This is a genomic window from Collinsella sp. CLA-ER-H8 (assembly GCF_040092335.1).
GTDB lineage: Bacteria > Actinomycetota > Coriobacteriia > Coriobacteriales > Coriobacteriaceae > Collinsella.
Map to the genome: position 1 here is coordinate 23,353 of NZ_JBBNLU010000017.1, position 18,437 is coordinate 41,789.

The 18,437-nt window shown below is 59.1% G+C and carries 17 protein-coding genes; all 17 read left to right on the top strand.

The features are described 5' to 3' along the window. The first annotated feature begins 21 nt into the window (after positions 1-21). The 17 genes from AAAX72_RS08950 (at position 22) to AAAX72_RS09030 (ending at position 18,207) form a co-directional block, all read left to right on the top strand. The gene (locus tag AAAX72_RS08950) at positions 22-999 is read left to right on the top strand and encodes an acetylxylan esterase (protein ID WP_349130044.1); all 978 of its coding nucleotides are present in this window, start codon (positions 22-24) and stop codon (positions 997-999) included. Then, the gene (locus tag AAAX72_RS08955; RefSeq protein ID WP_349130046.1) at positions 992-1,843 is read left to right on the top strand and encodes an acetylxylan esterase; all 852 of its coding nucleotides are present in this window, start codon (positions 992-994) and stop codon (positions 1,841-1,843) included. Before AAAX72_RS08950 ends, AAAX72_RS08955 begins: the two co-directional genes overlap by 8 nt. A 68-nt stretch (positions 1,844-1,911) precedes the next feature. Then, positions 1,912-2,832 carry a dihydrodipicolinate synthase family protein gene (locus AAAX72_RS08960; RefSeq protein ID WP_117746686.1) on the top strand — a complete coding sequence of 307 codons (921 nt, stop codon included), beginning with the start codon at positions 1,912-1,914 and terminating at the stop codon, positions 2,830-2,832. Between the two features lie 170 nt (positions 2,833-3,002). Then, complete coding sequence (locus AAAX72_RS08965; protein WP_022094876.1) at positions 3,003-3,968, top strand: ROK family protein; 966 nt, start codon at positions 3,003-3,005, stop codon at positions 3,966-3,968. A gap of 70 nt (positions 3,969-4,038) precedes the next feature. Then, positions 4,039-4,725, top strand: coding sequence for an N-acetylmannosamine-6-phosphate 2-epimerase (locus AAAX72_RS08970; RefSeq protein WP_006236154.1), 687 nt, complete (start codon positions 4,039-4,041; stop codon positions 4,723-4,725). A 101-nt stretch (positions 4,726-4,826) separates the two neighbouring features. Next, the gene (rapZ, locus tag AAAX72_RS08975; protein ID WP_022094878.1) at positions 4,827-5,747 is read left to right on the top strand and encodes an RNase adapter RapZ; all 921 of its coding nucleotides are present in this window, start codon (positions 4,827-4,829) and stop codon (positions 5,745-5,747) included. Positions 5,748-5,753: 6 nt separating this feature from the next. After that, positions 5,754-6,683, top strand: coding sequence for a DNA-binding protein WhiA (gene whiA, locus AAAX72_RS08980; protein WP_349130048.1), 930 nt, complete (start codon positions 5,754-5,756; stop codon positions 6,681-6,683). A 193-nt stretch (positions 6,684-6,876) separates the two neighbouring features. Further along, positions 6,877-7,902 carry a type I glyceraldehyde-3-phosphate dehydrogenase gene (gap, locus tag AAAX72_RS08985; protein ID WP_055286941.1) on the top strand — a complete coding sequence of 342 codons (1,026 nt, stop codon included), beginning with the start codon at positions 6,877-6,879 and terminating at the stop codon, positions 7,900-7,902. Between the two features lie 140 nt (positions 7,903-8,042). After that, a complete protein-coding gene (locus AAAX72_RS08990; RefSeq protein ID WP_035138885.1) occupies positions 8,043-9,233 on the top strand; it encodes a phosphoglycerate kinase in 1,191 nt (396 codons plus the stop codon). Further along, positions 9,226-9,993: a triose-phosphate isomerase gene (gene tpiA / locus AAAX72_RS08995; protein ID WP_035138884.1), complete on the top strand. Its 768-nt coding sequence runs from the start codon at positions 9,226-9,228 to the stop codon at positions 9,991-9,993. The genes AAAX72_RS08990 and tpiA overlap by 8 nt, the downstream gene beginning before the upstream one ends. A 5-nt stretch (positions 9,994-9,998) precedes the next feature. Continuing rightward, on the top strand, positions 9,999-11,552 hold the full coding sequence (gpmI, locus tag AAAX72_RS09000) for a 2,3-bisphosphoglycerate-independent phosphoglycerate mutase (protein ID WP_006236146.1): 1,554 nt from the start codon (positions 9,999-10,001) through the stop codon (positions 11,550-11,552). Between the two features lie 164 nt (positions 11,553-11,716). Beyond that, positions 11,717-11,971 carry a preprotein translocase subunit SecG gene (gene secG, locus AAAX72_RS09005; protein ID WP_006236144.1) on the top strand — a complete coding sequence of 85 codons (255 nt, stop codon included), beginning with the start codon at positions 11,717-11,719 and terminating at the stop codon, positions 11,969-11,971. Between the two features lie 293 nt (positions 11,972-12,264). Then, on the top strand, positions 12,265-13,941 hold the full coding sequence (locus tag AAAX72_RS09010) for an ABC transporter substrate-binding protein (RefSeq protein ID WP_229077154.1): 1,677 nt from the start codon (positions 12,265-12,267) through the stop codon (positions 13,939-13,941). 156 nt (positions 13,942-14,097) lie between these two features. Continuing rightward, the gene (locus AAAX72_RS09015; RefSeq protein WP_195520694.1) at positions 14,098-15,135 is read left to right on the top strand and encodes an ABC transporter permease; all 1,038 of its coding nucleotides are present in this window, start codon (positions 14,098-14,100) and stop codon (positions 15,133-15,135) included. Between the two features lie 14 nt (positions 15,136-15,149). After that, positions 15,150-16,085, top strand: a complete 936-nt coding sequence (locus tag AAAX72_RS09020; protein ID WP_349130050.1) for an ABC transporter permease — start codon at positions 15,150-15,152, stop codon at positions 16,083-16,085. 2 nt (positions 16,086-16,087) lie between these two features. Next, entirely contained in the window at positions 16,088-17,179 is a 1,092-nt protein-coding gene (locus AAAX72_RS09025) for an ABC transporter ATP-binding protein (RefSeq protein ID WP_349130051.1), read from the top strand. Beyond that, the gene (locus tag AAAX72_RS09030) at positions 17,179-18,207 is read left to right on the top strand and encodes a dipeptide ABC transporter ATP-binding protein (protein ID WP_022094888.1); all 1,029 of its coding nucleotides are present in this window, start codon (positions 17,179-17,181) and stop codon (positions 18,205-18,207) included. Before AAAX72_RS09025 ends, AAAX72_RS09030 begins: the two co-directional genes overlap by 1 nt. Positions 18,208-18,437 lie beyond the last annotated feature (230 nt).

Genomic DNA, 18,437 nt, shown 5'->3' on the forward strand with positions numbered 1-18,437 from the left:
GAAAGGTTGGGTTCACGAGCCATGCCAAGTGCTCAGGAGCTACAACATCAATTTGGTGAATACCGAGGCGCCATGCCCCGTCCATCAGATTTCGATCTCTTTTGGAAGGATCGCATGGCCGAGGCCGACGCCGTCGGGCTTGACTATGCGATCGAGACGGCATCGGTCGCCGATGCCGCGACCTGCCAGCTTTTCGACCTCTGGTATACCGGCATGTGTGGCGCGCGCCTGCATGCCAAGTACCTTAAACCTGTCTCGGACGAGCCCGTGCCATTGGTGCTTCAGTTCCATGGGTATCCGGGTGCAAGCCGCAGCTGGTTTGAGCAGGCGTCGTTTGCGGGCATGGGCATGGCACTCATCGCCCTCGACTGCCCCGGCCAAGGAGGTCCCTCCGAGGACATTGGTGGATTTGAGGGCACAACGGTTGCCGGTCATATCGTCGCCGGTATCGACGGCGACCCGGCCAACCTCTACTATGTCCGCTTGCACCAAGATATTCGCATCCTGTGCCGCATCGTTCGCGAGCTCGAGGGCATCGATCTTGCGCGTGTGTTTGTGAACGGCGCGTCGCAGGGCGGCGGTTTGGGCATTGCGACCTGTGCGCTTAACAGCGAGCTTATCAATCGTGCCGCCATCCTCTATCCCTTCCTGTCAGATTTCCGTCTGGTCTGGGATTTGGATGCCGACGACATTGCCTACGAGGGCCTGCGCTATTGGTCTCGCTGGTTTGACGAGGACTCGACTCGTATTGACGAAGCCTATGCCAAGCTGGAGTACTTCGATTCCAAGAACTTTGCCCCTATGGTCAAATGCCCCGTGCTGTTTGGCACCGGCACAGCCGATATCGTCTGTCCGCCAGCTACGCAGTTTGCGGTCTATAACAACCTGACCTGTGAAAAGCGTCATGAGTTCTTTGAAGGCTTTGGCCACGAGGAGATTCAGGATTTTGACGATCTGATCATTCCGTTTTTCTGTAAGGGAGGGGAGGCTCATGTCTAAGTGCGAGAGCAATGTCAATGAGCTGATTGTCCCCGGGCTCGTGGGAATTCCTGGAACGGTTTCGTCAAGGCTCGCAGAATATCGAGGCTGGCGCGGTGATGTCCAAGCAGATGTTTCCGATTTAGAGACATGCGCTTCGAATCTTGAGATTCAAGGCCTGGCCATTACGGCGATTGACTTTGTTAACCCCTGTGTCCGTTACTCGGAGGTCTCCTTTGAGCTCGGTGACGATGCGATTCACGCTCGTTTGATCGAGCCTGTCGGTCGTGCCCGAGTATCTGAGCGCGTGCCGTTGTGTCTGATGTTCCACGACATCGATCGGCCTGTGCGCGGCTGGCATCACATGACGAGATTTGCCGCCATGGGGTATGCCGTCCTTGCGCTGGATGACGATGTTGCTGGTGCGGACGACCTGCAGCGGGGGATTTCTTCGCCCGCTTTTGTCGAGCGCGTCCGTTGGGGTGGCGCGCTGGCGAAGGTGGTGCGCAATCTTGATGGCATGGACCCCGACCGCATCTTTGCATGGGGCGAGGGTCTTGGCGGCGGAGTCGCGCTGGCGGTTTCTGCTCTGGACGAGCGGGGCCTCGCCTGCACGGCGGTTGCCAATCCGCTTCCTGGCGGCCTCGAGGCGCTGTCGCCTCGGGTGCGCGGATCGGTGCTCATGGGCACATCGCTTATGGATACCGTGAGCGATCCCAAGGATCAGTTTGCCGTATTCAACGGTCTTGAGTGTGACCGGAGGCATATCATCTATGCAAAATACGCTCACGAGCGCATCAATGCGTTCGAAAACGAAGTCGTCGACTTCTTTAACCAAACGTTCTACCCGTGTTCTTTGGCCTAGACGGCCTGGACACTGCCAACAAGAGTGGGCGGCATAGGGCTGCCCGCCAGACAACTAAGGAGATTCTTGTGGCAACTCAGAAATTCACCGGCGTTATCCCTCCCGTCGTTGTTCCCGATACCGAAGACCACCAGCTCGATGTTGTCTCCTTTGAGCGCAGCATCAACCGCATGATCGATGCCGGCGTCGATGGCCTGTTCTTCTTGGGATCCTCGGGCGAGGTCGTCTTCTCCACCGACGAGCGCCGTCGCCAGATTATCGCCGAGGCCGTTCGTATCGTCGACCACCGTGTTCCCGTTCTGGTCGGCATCATCGACACCGAGACCGAGCGCATGATCGAGCACGGCAAGGTCGCTCAGGAGCTGGGCGCCGATGCGCTTGTCGCCACCTGCCCGTTCTATGCCCTGCAGGGCATGACCGAGGTTGAGGAGCACTTCCGCATCCTGCACGAGGAGCTCGACCTGCCCATCTTTGCCTATGACATTCCCGTCTGCGTTCACACCAAGCTCCCCTGGAAGCTCCTTGCCAAGCTCGGCGCCGAGGGCGTTCTGGCCGGCGTCAAGGATTCCTCGGGTGATGACATCTCGTTCCGCTACCTCGTTCAGGAGAACGAGAAGAACGGCCATCCGATGAGCATTCTCACCGGTCACGAGGTTGTTGTCGACGGCGCCTACCTCGGTGGCGCCGACGGTTCCGTCCCGGGTCTCGCCAACGTTGAGCCCGAGGGCTACGTGCGTCAGTGGAAGGCCGCTCAGGCTGGTGACTGGGCTACCGTCAAGGCCGAGCAGGACCGCCTCAATGAGATTTCGCACATCTGGGATGTCACCTCGGGCGTCCAGGGCTATGCCGGTGGCGTCGGTGCCTTCAAGACCGCTATGAACCTCATGGGCATCTTCGACAGCCCGACCATGCCGCGCCCGGTGAAGGCCATGACCGGCGAGAACGTCGAGGCGATTAAGAAGGTCCTCCAGGACAACGGTCTCCTGTAAAGCTTCCCCAGGCACCCGATCTTGGGGCTCAAGTGGCCGGGCGTGACCCATTAGGTCAACGCCCGACCACTTTCACCCCAACCTCGGGCACCTGGGAAACCTTTATCATGCTGCGGCGATAACACCGCCTTCATTTCCTGTAGTTGTTTTTATCTCCTAAGGAGAACGACATGGAGAACAAGTACGTCTGCTCTGTCGATATCGGCGGAACTAAGATCGCGACTGCCATCATGGAGTACCCGGCTGACGGTAGTGTGCCCCATCCCGTTTTTGAGGCCGAGGTTCCCACCGAGGCCCAAGAGGGCGGCGAGGCCGTCTTCCAGCGTATCGAGGCGTCCATCAAGGCTGCTCTCGAGGCGAATCCCGATGTCGAGGTCCTTGGCGTCGGCATTGGTGCCGCCGGCGTCGTCGATCCCAAGACGGGCGCCATCGCGTATGCCAACGAGATCATGCCCGGCTGGTCCGGCGTTCAGTTGGGGCCGCGTCTGCGCGAGGACCTTGGTCTCCCCGTTGCCGTTGTGGGCGACGTGCAGGCTCATGCTCTGGGCGAGGCCCACTGGGGCGTCGGCAAGGGCAAGTTCTCCGTCTTGTGCCTGGGCATCGGCACGGGCATCGGCGGCGCATATGTCGAGAACGGCCGCGTGATGCAGGGCTTCCATGGTGCTGCCGGCCATATGGGCCACATCGAGTGCTCGGCTGCCGCCGGCATTCCCTGCGCCTGCGGGCGTTCCGGCCATCTTGAGTCGGTTGCTTCGGGCACTTCCATTGGTCGTATGTACGATGAGCGCTTTGGTCGCGTCGACCCCAGCCGTCCTTCGGTCGGTCGCGATGTGAACGACCTGTGCCGTGCGGGCGACGCAAAGGCGACCGAGGTTATCCATGACGCCGGCTTTGCGCTGGGGGCCAGCTTGGGCTCGCTCGCTAACATCCTGGACCCAGAGGTCATCGTGCTTTCGGGCGGCGTGATTCACCAAGGTCCCGATTGGCGTTCGCAGACGTGGAAGGATTCGGTGCACGAGGGCTATGCCAGCCAGGCGCTCGATCCGCTTCAGGACACGCCGATCCTCATCGGTTCTCTGGAGGGCGATGCTCCGCTCATCGGTGCCGCTGAGCATCTTCTTGCCTCGTTGAAGTAAACGTATCTTCTGTAGGAGCCTCCCGAGACAACACGCCTCGGGAGGCTGTTCCGAGAAAGGTTACAGCCTTATGACCGTCGATCCTTTGATTCAATCCCTGAAGGGCAAGCTCGTCGTGAGCGTTCAGGCGTATATGGGCGAGCCGCTTCGTACGCCCGAGACCATGGCTCAAATGTCTCGCGCTTGCGAGCTCGGTGGCGCCGCCGCCATTCGCTGCCAGGGCCTTGCCGACATTGCCGCCATTAAGGGTCGCTGTGAGGTTCCTGTTATCGGCCTGTGGAAGGATGGGCACGAGGGCGTTTACATCACGCCGACGCTGCGTCACGCTCGCGCCTGCGTTGCTGCCGGTGCCGATATCGTGGCGATCGACGCCACCGATCGCCCGCGTCCCGACGGCAAGTCGGTCGAGGATACCTTCCGCCCGCTGCACGAGGAGGGTGTGCTCCTGATGGCGGATTGTGCCACCATCGAGGACATTCGCCGTGCGGTTGATATGGGCTTCGACCTTGTATCCACCACGCTTTCTCACGGTGTCGCCGCCATCGACTGCACCATGGCCGATGGCCCCGATCTGCCGCTCCTGCGTCAGGCGACCGAGGAATTCCCCGGCCTTCCCATCATTTGCGAGGGTCGCGTGCATACGCCCGAGGAGGCTCGCGCCGCGATCGATGCTGGCGCCTGGGCCGTTGTCGTCGGCACCGCCATCACGCACCCCACGAGTATTACGAGTTGGTTCAAGGCTGCGCTTGAGGCGTAAGACAGGCCTCGTATCCGCTCGGGGCGGTATACTCAATATAGGCAATTGACCGCGCGGGATCCGGGTTGCTGGGTCCCGCGCTTGTTTTCGGGAGGCAACACATGCAAAAGGGAGATGCCATGGATGCGGCGGAGCGCTCGGAGCGCATCCCCGATATCGTCATCATCACCGGAATGTCCGGATCAGGCCGCACACAGGCCATGCACGTGTTCGAGGACATGGGCTATTTTTGCATCGATAACCTGCCTCCGCGTCTCATCGCCCAGCTTGCCGAGCTCGTCGGCATCAATACGGGCGTGGGCAGGCATCTCGCCGTCACCTGCGATTTGCGTAGCCAGGGACTGTTTGACGAGTTGCTCGATGCGGTCGCCGCGCTCGAAGAGCGCGAGATGAGCTGCGACATCGTGTTCCTGGAGGCTTCTGACGAGGTGCTGATTCGTCGCTACAGCGAAAATCGCCGCCGTCATCCCATTGCCAAGCCGGGGGAGACTACGGCCGATGCCATTCAGCGCGAGCGCCTTCAGCTTCAGGGCGTGCGCGACCGAGCCGATATGATTATCGACACGAGCCGTCTGCGCACCTCTGCGCTGCGCAACAAGCTACGTATGGCATTTTCCGAGCTGTCCGACCAGCAGCTCATGGACGTCCACGTGTTCTCGTTTGGCTTTAAGCACGGCATGCCCGTCGAGGCGGACATTATGATCGACGTCCGCTTCCTGCCCAATCCGTTCTACGATCCCGAGATGCGCACGATGACCGGTCTCGATAAAAAGGTCTCCGATTTTGTTCTGGACCATCCCAAGACGCAGGAGTTTTGGAAGGCTTGGACACAGCTGCTCGATACGGTGATGCCGGGCTATATCGCGGAGGGTAAGCCGCAGCTTTCTATCGCCATCGGCTGCACGGGCGGCCAGCACCGCAGCGTTGCCATTGCCGAGGCCACGGCCCGTTACCTGGAAGGCGCTCAGTATCATGTGAGCATTTCCCACCGCGACCTGTCGCGCGCCAACACGAAGGCATAGGCCTGCATGTCGTTTACCGCTGAGGTGCGCGACGAGCTTGCGCGCTGCGAACCCGAATGTGAATACTGCGACTTGTCGACGCTTGCCGCCCTCACGCGCGTGAGCGGTACGCTCTCGCTTGCCGGCTCTGGGCGGTATCGTTTGACGGTTGCGACTGAGACGGGAGCCGTCGCGCGCACGATGATCACGCTGACGCATCGTATCCTTAAGCTCAAAACGGAGTTCACCGTCCGCAAATCTGTCTTGCATAAGGTTCGAAACTACCTCATCACCTTGCCTGATCAGCCAGACCTGGATAAGGCCTTGGTTCTGCTGGGTATCCTCGACCGTAGGGGAGGACTTGTCGCCGGCGTACCCCGACATATCGTTGCCCGTCCTTGCTGTAGACTTGCCTATATCCGCGGCGCGCTCATCGCGGGCGGCTTCGTGGCCGATCCACGCGGCGATTTTCATTTGGAGATCGCTGTGCAGGGCGAGCAATATGCCAAGGGACTTTGCGATCTGTTGGAGCAGATTGGGGTCCATGCTCGTGTTAATGCACGGCGGGGGTCATATGCCGTGTACATTAAGAGCGCCGAGGAAATCGAGCATCTATTAAAGCTGATTGGTGCCAAGCGCAGCGTTGCCGAGATTGAGGAGGCGCGCGCGGTCAAGTTGGTTAAGAACGATGTGAACCGTCGCGTGAATGCCGAGCTCGCCAACCAGACCAGAAGCGCCGGTGCTGCCCAACATCAGCTTGCGCTTATCGAGGAGCTCGAGCAGCGTGGCCTTCGCGATGCGCTTCCGGATGCCTTGGCGGTCTTTTGCGACCTGCGCGAGCGCTATCCTGATCTGTCGCTGCGTGATTTGGGGGAGATGGCTGACCCTCCCTTGTCGAAGTCAGCCCTCTACCATCGTGTTTTACGGCTTGAAAAGCTCATTGAAGCAAACAGGTAGTTTGAAGTAACGACTTATATATGGATTTAGCTGCTATTTTAGTATTTAAAACGTTTTAACGTAAATTTGATTTTCAATTTCGAGCATTCTCGTGAAATTCAAGTCAAAAAAAAGGTATATTAGGCGAGTGGTTAGTTTGTGGGCCTCAACGGCGGGCGCTGTAGCTCGCGGGGGCCTTACGAAAGGAGACACAATGGCAGTAAAGGTTGCTATTAACGGCTTCGGTCGCATCGGTCGTCTGGCTTTCCGTCAGATGTTCGGTCATGAGGGCTCCGAGATCGTCGCTATCAACGACCTCACCTCTCCCGATATGCTCGCTTACCTGCTGAAGTACGACTCCACGCAGGGCAACTACGCTCGCGATCACGAGGTCGTTGCTGGCGAGGATTCCATCACCGTTGACGGCAAGGAGATCAAGATCTACAAGGAGGCCGACGCTAACAACCTGCCTTGGGGCGACCTTGACGTCGACGTCGTTCTCGAGTGCACCGGCTTCTACACCAGCAAGGCTAAGGCTCAGGCCCACATCAACGCTGGCGCCAAGAAGGTCGTCATCTCCGCTCCGGCCGGCAGCGATCTGCCCACCATCGTGTACAACGTCAACCATGAGACGCTGACCGCTGAGGACAACATCATCTCCGCTGCTTCTTGCACCACCAACTGCCTCGCCCCGATGGCCAAGGGTCTGAACGACTTCGCTCCCATCGTGTCCGGCATCATGACCACCATCCACGCCTTCACCGGCGACCAGATGCCGCTCGACGGCCCGCAGCGCAAGGGCAACTTCCGTCGCTCTCGCGCCTGCTCCGAGAACATCGTCCCGAACACCACGGGCGCTGCCAAGGCCATCGGCCTGGTTCTCCCCGAGCTCAACGGCAAGCTCATCGGTGCCGCCCAGCGCGTCCCGACGCCGACCGGCTCGCTGACCAACCTCTACGCCGTCGTTGACAAGAAGGTCACCGTCGACGAGGTCAACGCTGCCATGAAGGCCTACGCCGAGACCATCCCCGAGACCTTCGCCTACAACGAGGACCAGATCGTCTCCCGCGACATCGTCGGCGAGACTCACGGCTCCATCTTCGACGCCACTCAGACCATGTGCTCTGACCTCGGCAACGGCCAGACCCTCGTTCAGGTCACCTCTTGGTACGACAACGAGAACTCCTACACCTCTCAGATGGTCCGCACCATCAAGTACTTCGAGAAGTTCGTTGCTTAATTTAGCTTTTAGCGAATAGCTCGTTGAGCGTCTAAAGAAGGGCGCGGCCTTATAGGGCTTACACCCTAGGGTCGCGCCCTTTTTATAAGAAATCGTCTGCCGTAATGGGAGGCAGACACGTACGAAAGGTAGAAGCAAACATGGCCTTTACCAAGAAGACCGTCCGCGACATCGATGTCGACGGCAAGCGCGTTCTCGTCCGCGTTGACTTTAACGTGCCTATCAAGGATGGCGTCGTTGGCGACACCACCCGTATCAAGGCTGCCCTGCCCACCATCAACTACCTCGTTGAGCACAACGCTCGCGTCATCCTCATGAGCCACCTCGGCCGTCCCGAGGGCACCGGCTTCCAGCCCGAGCTGTCCCTCGAGCCCGTCGCCAAGAAGCTCGCTGAGCTCTCTGGTCTCGACGTTGCCTTTGTCGCTGACACCTACGGCGAGAAGGCTGCTGAGGCTGTCGCCGCCGTCGAGCCGGGTAAGGTCCTCGTTCTCGAGAACGTCCGTTTTGACAAGCGTGAGAAGAAGAACGATCCCGAGATCGCCAAGAAGCTCGCTTCCTATGGTGACGTCTTCGTTCTCGATGCCTTTGGCACCGCTCACCGCGCCCAGGGTTCCGTCGTGGGCCCCGCCGCTTACCTGCCTGCCGTCGCCGGCTTCTTGCTCGAGAAGGAGGTCGACACGCTGACCGGCATCTTCGCCGAGCCCGAGCGCCCCTTCGTCGCCATCGTCGGCGGTTCCAAGGTTTCCTCCAAGATCGGCGTTCTCGATCACCTCATCGACTCCGCTGACACCCTGATCATCGGTGGCGGCATGGCCTACACCTTCTTCCTGGCTCAGGGCCTGTCCGTTGGTCAGTCCCTCAAGGAAGAGGACTGGGTCGAGCGCGCCGGCGAGATGCTCAAGAAGGCCGAGGAGAAGGGTGTCAAGATCCTACTCCCCATCGACAACCGTGTTGCCGATCACTTTGGCGAGGACGCTGTCCCCGAGGTTGTTGCTTCCGACGCTATCCCCGACGATCGTGAGGGTATGGACATCGGTCCCAAGACCGAGGAGCTCTATGCCGAGGCTGTCAAGGGCGCCAAGACCGTGTTCTGGAACGGCCCCATGGGCGTCTTCGAGTTTGACAACTTTGCTCACGGCACCCAGGCTATCGCCGAGGCTCTCGCCGAGGCTGACTGCACCTCGATCATCGGCGGTGGCGACTCCGTCGCAGCTGTCAACAAGTTCAACCTGGCCGACAAGATGAGCTGGATCTCCACCGGTGGTGGCGCTTCCATGGAGCTCGTCGAGGGTAAGGCCCTGCCCGGAGTGGAGGCGCTTCTCGATGCCTAATCGCACCCTTCTTATCGCTGGTAACTGGAAGATGAACAACGACGTCGCCGAGGCCGCCAAGCTCGCCGACGAGCTGGCTCAGGCTCTGCCCGAGGTTCCGGCTGGCGTCGAGGTGCTCGTCTGCCCTCCGACCATCGACATCACCACGGTTCATGACCGCATTCAGGCTGCCCCCATCGCCCTCGGTGCACAGAACGTGTACTGGGAGGCCAAGGGTGCCTTCACCGGTGAGTCTTCTTGCGACATGCTCAAGTCCGCTGGCTGCACCTACTGCATCATCGGTCACTCCGAGCGTCGCGACTACTTCCACGAGACCGACGAGGATCAGAACAAGAAGGCTAAGGCTCTCGTTTCCGCCGGTCTTGTTCCCGTCTTCTGCTGCGGCGAGTCCCTCGAGGTCCGCGAGGCTGGCACCTATGTCGAGCACGTCGTGAACCAGGTCAAGGCTGGCCTTGCTGGCCTTGAGATCACCTGCCCCAAGCAGGTCGTCGTCGCCTACGAGCCCATCTGGGCCATCGGCACAGGCAAGACCGCTACCGCCGAGGACGCTCAGGAGGTCTGCGGCGCTATCCGTGAGACCCTCAAGGAGATGTTCGGCGAGGAGCTCGCCAACGGCATCCGCGTGCTGTATGGCGGTTCCGCCAAGCCCGGCAACATCGCCGAGCTCGTCGCCAAGCCCGACGTTGACGGCGCCCTCGTGGGCGGCGCTTCGCTCAAGGCTGCCGACTTCGCCTCTATGGTCGTCAAGGCAGGCGAGTAGGACATATGGCACAACGTCATCTTCCTGCACTCCTGATCATCATGGATGGTTGCGGCCTTGCTCCGGCCGATGGCGAGAACGCCGTCGCCGCTGCCAAGACGCCCTTCCTTGATAGCCTGTACGAGAAGTACCCCCACACCACGCTCGGCGCTTCGGGCGAGGACGTGGGCCTTCCCGACGGCCAGATGGGCAACTCCGAGGTGGGTCACCTCAACATCGGTGCCGGACGCATCGTGTTTCAGGAGCTTTCGCGCATCAACAACGCCATCAAGGACGGCTCCATCGCCAAGAACGAGGTTTTTGTCAAGGCTATGGACGACGTCAAGGCTGACGGTAAGACTCTCCACCTCATGGGCCTTATGAGCCCTGGCGGTGTTCATTCTCACATGAACCACGTCGAGGCTCTGGTCAAGATGGCTGCCGAGCACGGTGTCAAGACCGTTCGCGTCCACGCCTTCATGGATGGTCGCGACGTTGACCCGCAGTCCGGTGCCGGTTACATGAGTGAGTTCTGCGCCTTCCTGGCTAAGATCTCCGAGGAGACCGGTTGCGACGCTCGCGTTGCCACCGTCTCGGGCCGTTATTGGGCCATGGACCGCGATAATCGTTGGGAGCGCATCCAGCGCGCCTACGACGTCATGGTCAACGCGTCCGATGCTGATACCGACCCCGTTGCCGGTATCAAGGCCTACTACGAGAAGGATCCGCGCGGCGATGAGTTCGTCGAACCCTTCGCTGCCCACAACGAGGGCATCCACGAGGGCGACGCGGCCATCTTCTTCAACTTCCGTCCCGACCGCGCTCGTCAGATGACCCGCGTGTTCACGGACAAGGAGTTCGACGGCTTTGAGCGCGAGCAGATCAAACTTTCGCACTTTGTGACGATGACCGAGTACGATCCGACGTTTGACGTTGAGGTCGCCTTCCCCAAGACGTTCCCCGAGAACGTCCTGGCCGACGTTATCGCCGCCAATGGCCTGAAGCAGCTGCACACCGCCGAGACCGAGAAGTACGCCCACGTGACGTTCTTCCTCAACGGCGGTATCGAGGAGCCCAAGGAGGGCGAGGAGCGCGTGCTCGTCGCTTCCCCCAAGGTTGCTACCTACGATCTGCAGCCCGAGATGAGCGCTCCCGAGGTTACCGAGAAGCTCGTCGCCGCCATCAACGAGGATCGCGCTGATTTCTACATCGTGAACTTCGCGAACTGCGACATGGTTGGTCACACCGGTGTCTTCGACGCTGCCGTTAAGGCTGTCGAGGCTGTTGACGATGCCCTGTCCAAGGTTGTCCCGGCGATTCTCGCCAAGGGCGGCTTTGCACTGATTACCGCCGACCACGGCAACGCCGATCACATGTTTGACGTTGCTTCCGACGGTTCCAAGCATCCGTTTACGGCTCACACCACCAACCGCGTGCCGTTCATCATCGTTGATGAGAAGGCACAGCTCACCGGTATCGAGGACGGCCGTCTTTCCGATATCGCTCCGACCATGCTCACCATGGCTGGTATTGAGCCTTCCGCCGAGATGACGGGCCGCGTGCTCGCCACCGAGGCCTAATAGAAAACAAATACCGTTTTCTAGTAAGGGGGTTGTCCACAACCGGACAACCCCCTTTTTGGTATTTCTGCCATTTCCACCCCGTCCTTGAGTGGCAGGTAGGGGAGAGCGGGGGATTGTGGTACAGTACTGGGGTTTGAACTGTTCTATTAAGGAGCTTATCTATGGGTCCGTTCCAGATTCTTCTGTTTGTCGTTTGGGCTGTCTCTGCCGTGGCGCTGACGATTCTCGTCCTGATGCATTCCGGTAAGGGCACCGGCGTTTCGGATATGATCGCTAGCTCGCTGTATAACTCCAGCTCTGCCACGGGCGTCATGGAGCAGAACCTCGATCGCCTGACGGTAATTATGGCCGTTGTTTTTGCCGTGTGCGTCGTCCTGTGCATGTTCTTCTTCCCGCAGGGCATCGTCGGCTACTAAGCATCGGCGTATATACGTTTGCAATGGGTCTCGCAGGTGCGGGACCCTTTTTGTTTACATATTTGTAACAGAGTCAAAATATCCCCACATACTTCGCCCAACTAAAGAAATTCTCGACCGTTAACCGGAATTAGCCCCAAATCGTGCATAAAATGCGCTACTGTATTGCGAAACGTTGGTCCGTTGTGCATAACCAGCCATAGCAGCGGGCGGCGTTTTGATGGTTCGGATCGGATTGTCTCGACATATGTCCGACTGAACATTTCTTTGTCCTATCTCATAAGGAGGATGGCATGGCTGATTCTATGTTCCACCAGCCCGTTATGGGTCGTCGCGCCTTTGTTGGCGGCACCCTCGCTGCGAGCTCCATGGCTTTTCTTGCCGCATGCGGCAAGAAGGGCGGCGACGCTTCCGGTTCTGAGTCCGGTTCGACGCTGAACTTCTACATCAACAACCCGGTCTGCATCGACCCCTACAATGTCCAGGAGGACCAGGGCACTCAGGTCGAGTACCAGCTCTTTGACGCTCTGACCTCTTATGACGCCGAGAAGGGCGAGATCGTTCCGCTGGCTTGCGAGTCCTTTGAGGCCAACGACGACGCCACCGAGTTTACCTTCAAGATCAAGAAGGCCAAGTTCCACAACGGTGACGACGTTACCTCCAAGTCCTTCAAGCTCGGTTGGGAGCGTCTGGTCAACACCAAGTCGGCCATCGCTACCGAGTACGGCCCTTCCGAGGTCTCCTATCACCTTTCCATGGTCGAGGGCTATGACGACCTGCTTGCCGGTAACGCTACCGAGCTCAGCGGTGTTACTTGCCCCGACGATGAGACCCTCGTCGTCAAGCTGTCTTCCGCTTACGCCGACTTCCCCTTCGTCGCCTCTCACCCGGCTCTGGCCCCGGTTCCCGAGTGCGCCGAGTCCGATGTCAAGAGCTTCTACCTTGCACCGGTCGGTAACGGCCCGTTCATGATGGACGGCAAGTGGGAGGATGGTCAGGAGATCAACCTCAAGAAGTTCGACGATTACTATGGCGACAAGGCCAAGATCGATGGCATCCACTTCCAGGTCATCAAGGACATGGAGACCGCTTACAAGGAGTTCCAGGCCGGTAACCTCGATGTCTGCGACGTTCCCGTTGCTCAGATCGACGCTGCCAAGAAGGATCGCGGCGTGTCCAAGGACGGCTACACCATGGGTGACGGCGAGCGCATGCTGCTCGGCGCCGAGCCTTCCACCTACTACCTGACCTGCAACAACACGGCCGAGCCGTTCAACAACGCCGACCTGCGCAGGGGTATCTCCCTGGCCATCAACCGTGAGGCCATCTGCAAGACCATCTTCAAGGGTACCCGTACCCCTGCCGACGGCATTGTTCCTCCGGGCATCGATGGCTACAAGGAGGGCGCATGGGAGTTCTGCGCCTACGACGTCGACAAGGCTAACGAGTACCTCGACAAGGTTGCTCCCGCTGGTGCTAACGGCGATCGTGGCATTAACGTGACCCTTTCCTACAACCAGGACGGTGGCCACAAGGAGATCATGGAGTCCATCATCGGCGACCTCGCCAAGGTTGGCGTTACCGCTGTCTCCGATACCCCCGAGTGGTCTGCCCTGCTCGAGCAGTATCAGAACTTTAACTATCAGTTCGGTCGTCTGGGTTGGATTGCTGACTACCCGATCATGGACAACTTCCTGTATCCGCTGTTCCACTCCGACTCCCTCGGTGGCGACAACCGCTCTGGTTACAACAACCCCGAGTTCGACGCCAAGGTCGACGAGGCCCGTACCACGGTTGACGACGAAGAGCGCGTCGCTAAGATGCAGGAGGCCGATGCAATGGTCGCTGCCGACTGCCCGGTCATCCCGGTGATGTTCTACACGCACACCATCGCCGGCTCCGATCGCATCAAGCACCTCTATGTCGATCCGCAGAAGCACGCCGATCTGGGTACCGCTGAGCTCGCCTAAGAGTTTGCAGCTTCCGTGAGGGTCAAGTATTTACGTAGACCTCATGGGAAACATACAGTTCTCCCTAACCTGGGGTAAACTGGCTGATGGTAATTTTGGGATGCCGGTCTGGCGATCGGCATCCCATTTAGGTTAATCCCTAGATAGGGGAGTGGTATGGGTAAGTACATCGTTAAACGTGTGCTTCAGTTCATCCCGGTGTTTTTGGGCGTTACGCTGATTTTGTTCGCCCTCCAGAATATCGTGCCGGGAGATCCGATCAAGCTGATCGGTGGAGACAAGGCTCTGTCCCCCGAGGTGGAGCTTCAGCTTCGCGTCCGCTATCACCTGGTCCAGTCGGACGAGGACGGCAACGCGATCCTTGACGAGAACGGCGACCCCGTTCAAACGTCGCTCGTGGACCGTTACTTGTATTACATGAACGGCCTGCTTCATGGCGATCTGGGCAATTCGTATCAGCGCAAGCTGCCGGTTACGGAAATCTTTGCCCAGAAGTATCCGTATACGGTCAAGCTTGCCGCGTGCGCCATCGTGCTCGAGGCAATCATGGGTATCGGTGCGGGTATCATTTCGGCGGTAAAGCGTTATTCCTTCTGGGATATTTTGGTAACGCTCACCACGTCGATCCTCGTTGCCGTCCCGGCCTTCTGGCTCGGTATGTTGCTGCAACTGTTCTTTGGCGTCATTCTCAAGGACGCCACGGGCGGTGCATTCTCCATGCCGATCTCGGGTGCCGGCGGTGCCAGCTCTCAGTATCAGGATTGGATGCACTATGTGCTTCCGACCATTACGCTGGCTTCGGTTTCGACCGCTTATGCTGCCCGCATTATGCGCTCGCAGCTGCTTGACGTCATGAACCAGGATTACATTCGTACGGCAAAAGCCAAGGGTCTCTCCAATCGCGCGATCATCATCAAGCATGCGCTTAAGAATGCACTCATCCCCGTCGTTACCTATATTGGTGTCGACTTTGGCGGCATGCTTTCGGGCGCCATCCTGACCGAGACGGTCTTCAACTGGCCCGGTATCGGCTATGAGGTCTATCGCGCCATTAGCATGCGTGACTGGCCCATCGTTATGGGCGGCGTTACGCTCATCGTCGTCGTCGTCATGGTGATCAACCTGCTCGTCGACATTAGCTATGCATTCCTCGACCCGCGCATCCGCCTTGGCGGTCCGTCGGATAAGGCCTAAGGGAGGTACGTCTCATGCAGGAAACTGATCCTCAGTCTCAGGAGCAGGCTACCGCCACCAAGGCCGCATCTGCTCCCGCCAAGTCCCGCACGCTGTGGGGCGACGCTTTTAAGCGTCTTCGTAAGAACAAGCTCGCCGTTATCGGTGTCTGCTGGATCATCATCGTCGTTGTGGTTGCCCTGACCGCAGATCTGTGGGCTAAGCCCTGGCTCGGTTCGCCAACGGCTTCCGACTCAACCACCATGGCCCAGACGTCGCTGATGGCTCCGTGTGCAGAGCACCCGTTTGGCACCGACGCCCTTGGTCGTGACATTCTCGTTCGCGTTATCTACGGTGCACGTGTTTCGCTTTCCGTCGGTATTATGGCCACTGCGATCTCCACGGTGATCGGTCTGGTCATGGGTGCTCTGGCCGGTTTCTACGGCGGCATCTGGGATACGATCATCATGCGCTGTGCGGATATTTTCCTGGCGTTCCCGTACGTGCTTTTCGTTGTCGCCATGATCGCCGTTATCGGCCGTGGTCTTCAGAACGTCTTTTTTGCCATCGGCATTCTCGGCTGGCCTTCGATTGCGCGCGTCTTCCGCTCTGCAATCTTGACGGTCAAGGAAAACGACTATGTTGACGCTGCGCGCGCGATGGGTGCATCTGATGCTCGTATCGTTGTGCGTCACATCTTCCCGAACTCTGTCGCCTCCATCGTGGTCTACGCGACCATGAACATTGGTGGCGCCATTCTGACCGAGTCCGCTCTGTCCTTCCTCGGCATGGGCGTTATTCCGCCTACGCCTTCGTGGGGCTCCATGATTCAGGACGGTCAGCAGTATCTTCTGACTGCTCCCTGGATGATGATCATGCCCGGTCTGGCAATTCTTTCGACGGTGCTCGCCTTCACCCTGCTGGGTGACGGTCTGCGCGACGCCCTCGACGTCAAGATGAAGGACGCATAAGGATGAAGAAGAACAAGAACTATGTGGACCTGAAGGACCAGCCGGTTCCCGAGGGCCAGCATCTGCTCGAGGTCGATGACCTTAAGATGTATTTCCACACCGAGGATGGCGTTGTTCGCGCTGTCGACGGTGTCTCCTACACGCTCGATCGCGGCGAGACCCTGGGTGTCGTCGGTGAGTCCGGTTCCGGTAAGTCCGTGACCGCCATGACCATCATGGGCCTCATCTCGATGCCTCCGGGAAAGATCGAGGGCGGTGACGTTCGCTATCGCGGTCGTTCTATCCTCGAGATGACCGAGGAAGAGATGCAGCACATTCGCGGTAACGACATCGCGATGATCTTCCAGGATCCTATGACCTCCTTGAACCCGGTCTATAAGATCGGCAAGCAGGTGGGCGAGGGCCTTCGTCTGCACCGTGGCTACTCCAAGCAGGAGGCGCTCAAGCGCGCTACCGAGCTTTTGGACCTCGTGGGTATCCCCGAGCCCGAGAAGCGCGTCAATGAGTATCCGCACCAGTTCTCCGGCGGTATGCGTCAGCGTGTCATGATCGCTATGGCTCTTGCCTGCGATCCCGATATCCTGATTGCCGACGAGCCCACGACGGCTCTGGACGTTACCATTCAGGCTCAGATTATTGAGCTTATGCAGGAAATGCAGGAGAAGAACGGCAACGCCATCATCATGATCACCCATGACCTGGGCGTTGTCGCTGATATGGCCGACAAGATCATGGTTATGTACGCCGGCCGTCCCGTCGAGTTCGGTACTGCTGAGGAAATCTTCTACGAGAGCCGCCACCCCTACACCTGGGGCCTTATCCGCTCCATCCCGGAGCAGGCCATCGAAGAGAAGAAGCCTCTTACGCCGATTCACGGCAACCCGCCTTCGCTCATGAACCTGCCTGAGGGCTGCGTCTTCTCTCCTCGCTGCCCCTATGCGACGGACAAGTGCCGCAAGCAGCGCCCCGAGCGCGTTGTTACCGATTCTGGTCATTACTCTGCGTGCCACTATTCCGGTGACCCCGAGTTCCTCAAGAACGCTCCTGAGACGTCCCGTACGCGCAAGGATTCCAAGAAGGGAGGCGAGGCGTAATGGCAGATACCAACGAGCGTACTCCGCTGCTGAAGGTCGAGCATCTCTCTAAGGAGTTTCCCGCTGAGTCCGGCATGTTCGCCAAGCGCTTCTCCAAGCGTGTCGTCTCTGCTGTGAATGACATTTCGTTCGAGATTTATCCGGGCGAGACCTTTGGCCTGGTCGGCGAGTCTGGTTGCGGTAAGTCCACCACGGGCCGTACCATCATGCGCCTGACCAAGCCGACCGCCGGTAAGGTGTTCTTCCAGGGTAAAGATGTTGCCGAGATGAGCAAGCATGAGATCAAGGACATGCGTCGCGAGATGCAGTTTATCTTCCAGGATCCTTATGCTTCGCTGAATCCCCGCATGACCATCGGCGAGATCGTCTCCGAGCCCATGACCATTCATGGCGTGGGTACCAAGGAAGAGCGTATCGAGCGCGTCCGCGAGCTGCTGGACGTCGTCGGTCTGAACCCCGAGCACATCAACCGCTATCCGCACGAGTTCTCGGGCGGCCAGCGCCAGCGTGTCGGCATCGCTCGCGCATTCGCTCTGAAGCCCAAGCTGATCATCTGCGACGAGCCTGTCTCTGCACTTGATGTATCCATTCAGGCCCAGGTTCTGAACCTTCTTAAGGAGCTCCAGGACAAGTTCGGTACGGCTTATCTCTTCATTGCTCACGACCTCTCTGTCGTACAGCACATTTCTGATCGCGTTGCCGTTATGTATCTGGGTAAGATGGTTGAGGTTTCGGACTGGAAGACGCTCTATAGCGAGCCTCACCATCCGTACACGCAGTCGCTGCTGTCTGCTGTGCCGGTGCCCGATCCTGATATCCAGAAGACGCGCAAGCGCATCATCCTCGCTGGCGATCCGCCGTCGCCGCTGGATCCGCCGACCGGCTGCCGTTTCCACACGCGCTGCCCGATCGCGCAGGGTATCTGCTCTGAGAAGCTTCCCGAGTTTAAGGAAGTTGCCCCGGGCCACTGCTGCGCCTGCCACTTCGCGGAGCCGTTCCCGATCAAGGAATCGCACATCGACCTGTAGTCGGTTGTTTGTCCGGGCCCGCCCTGAAGTTACTTTTCAGAACGTCCTCGGACATGCAAGAAACCCCCGCTGCGCACTTCGTGCGGCAGGGGTTTCTTGCGTCCTGACGCTCCTATTTGGCAAGGTGTTTTTTAGAATCCATTTTGCGCTCGGCCTCGAAGGCTTGCCTGTCCCAATCGAGCGGAAGTCCGGCCTCGACCCACGCCTCGTAGGCCCTCCTTATGGGCTTG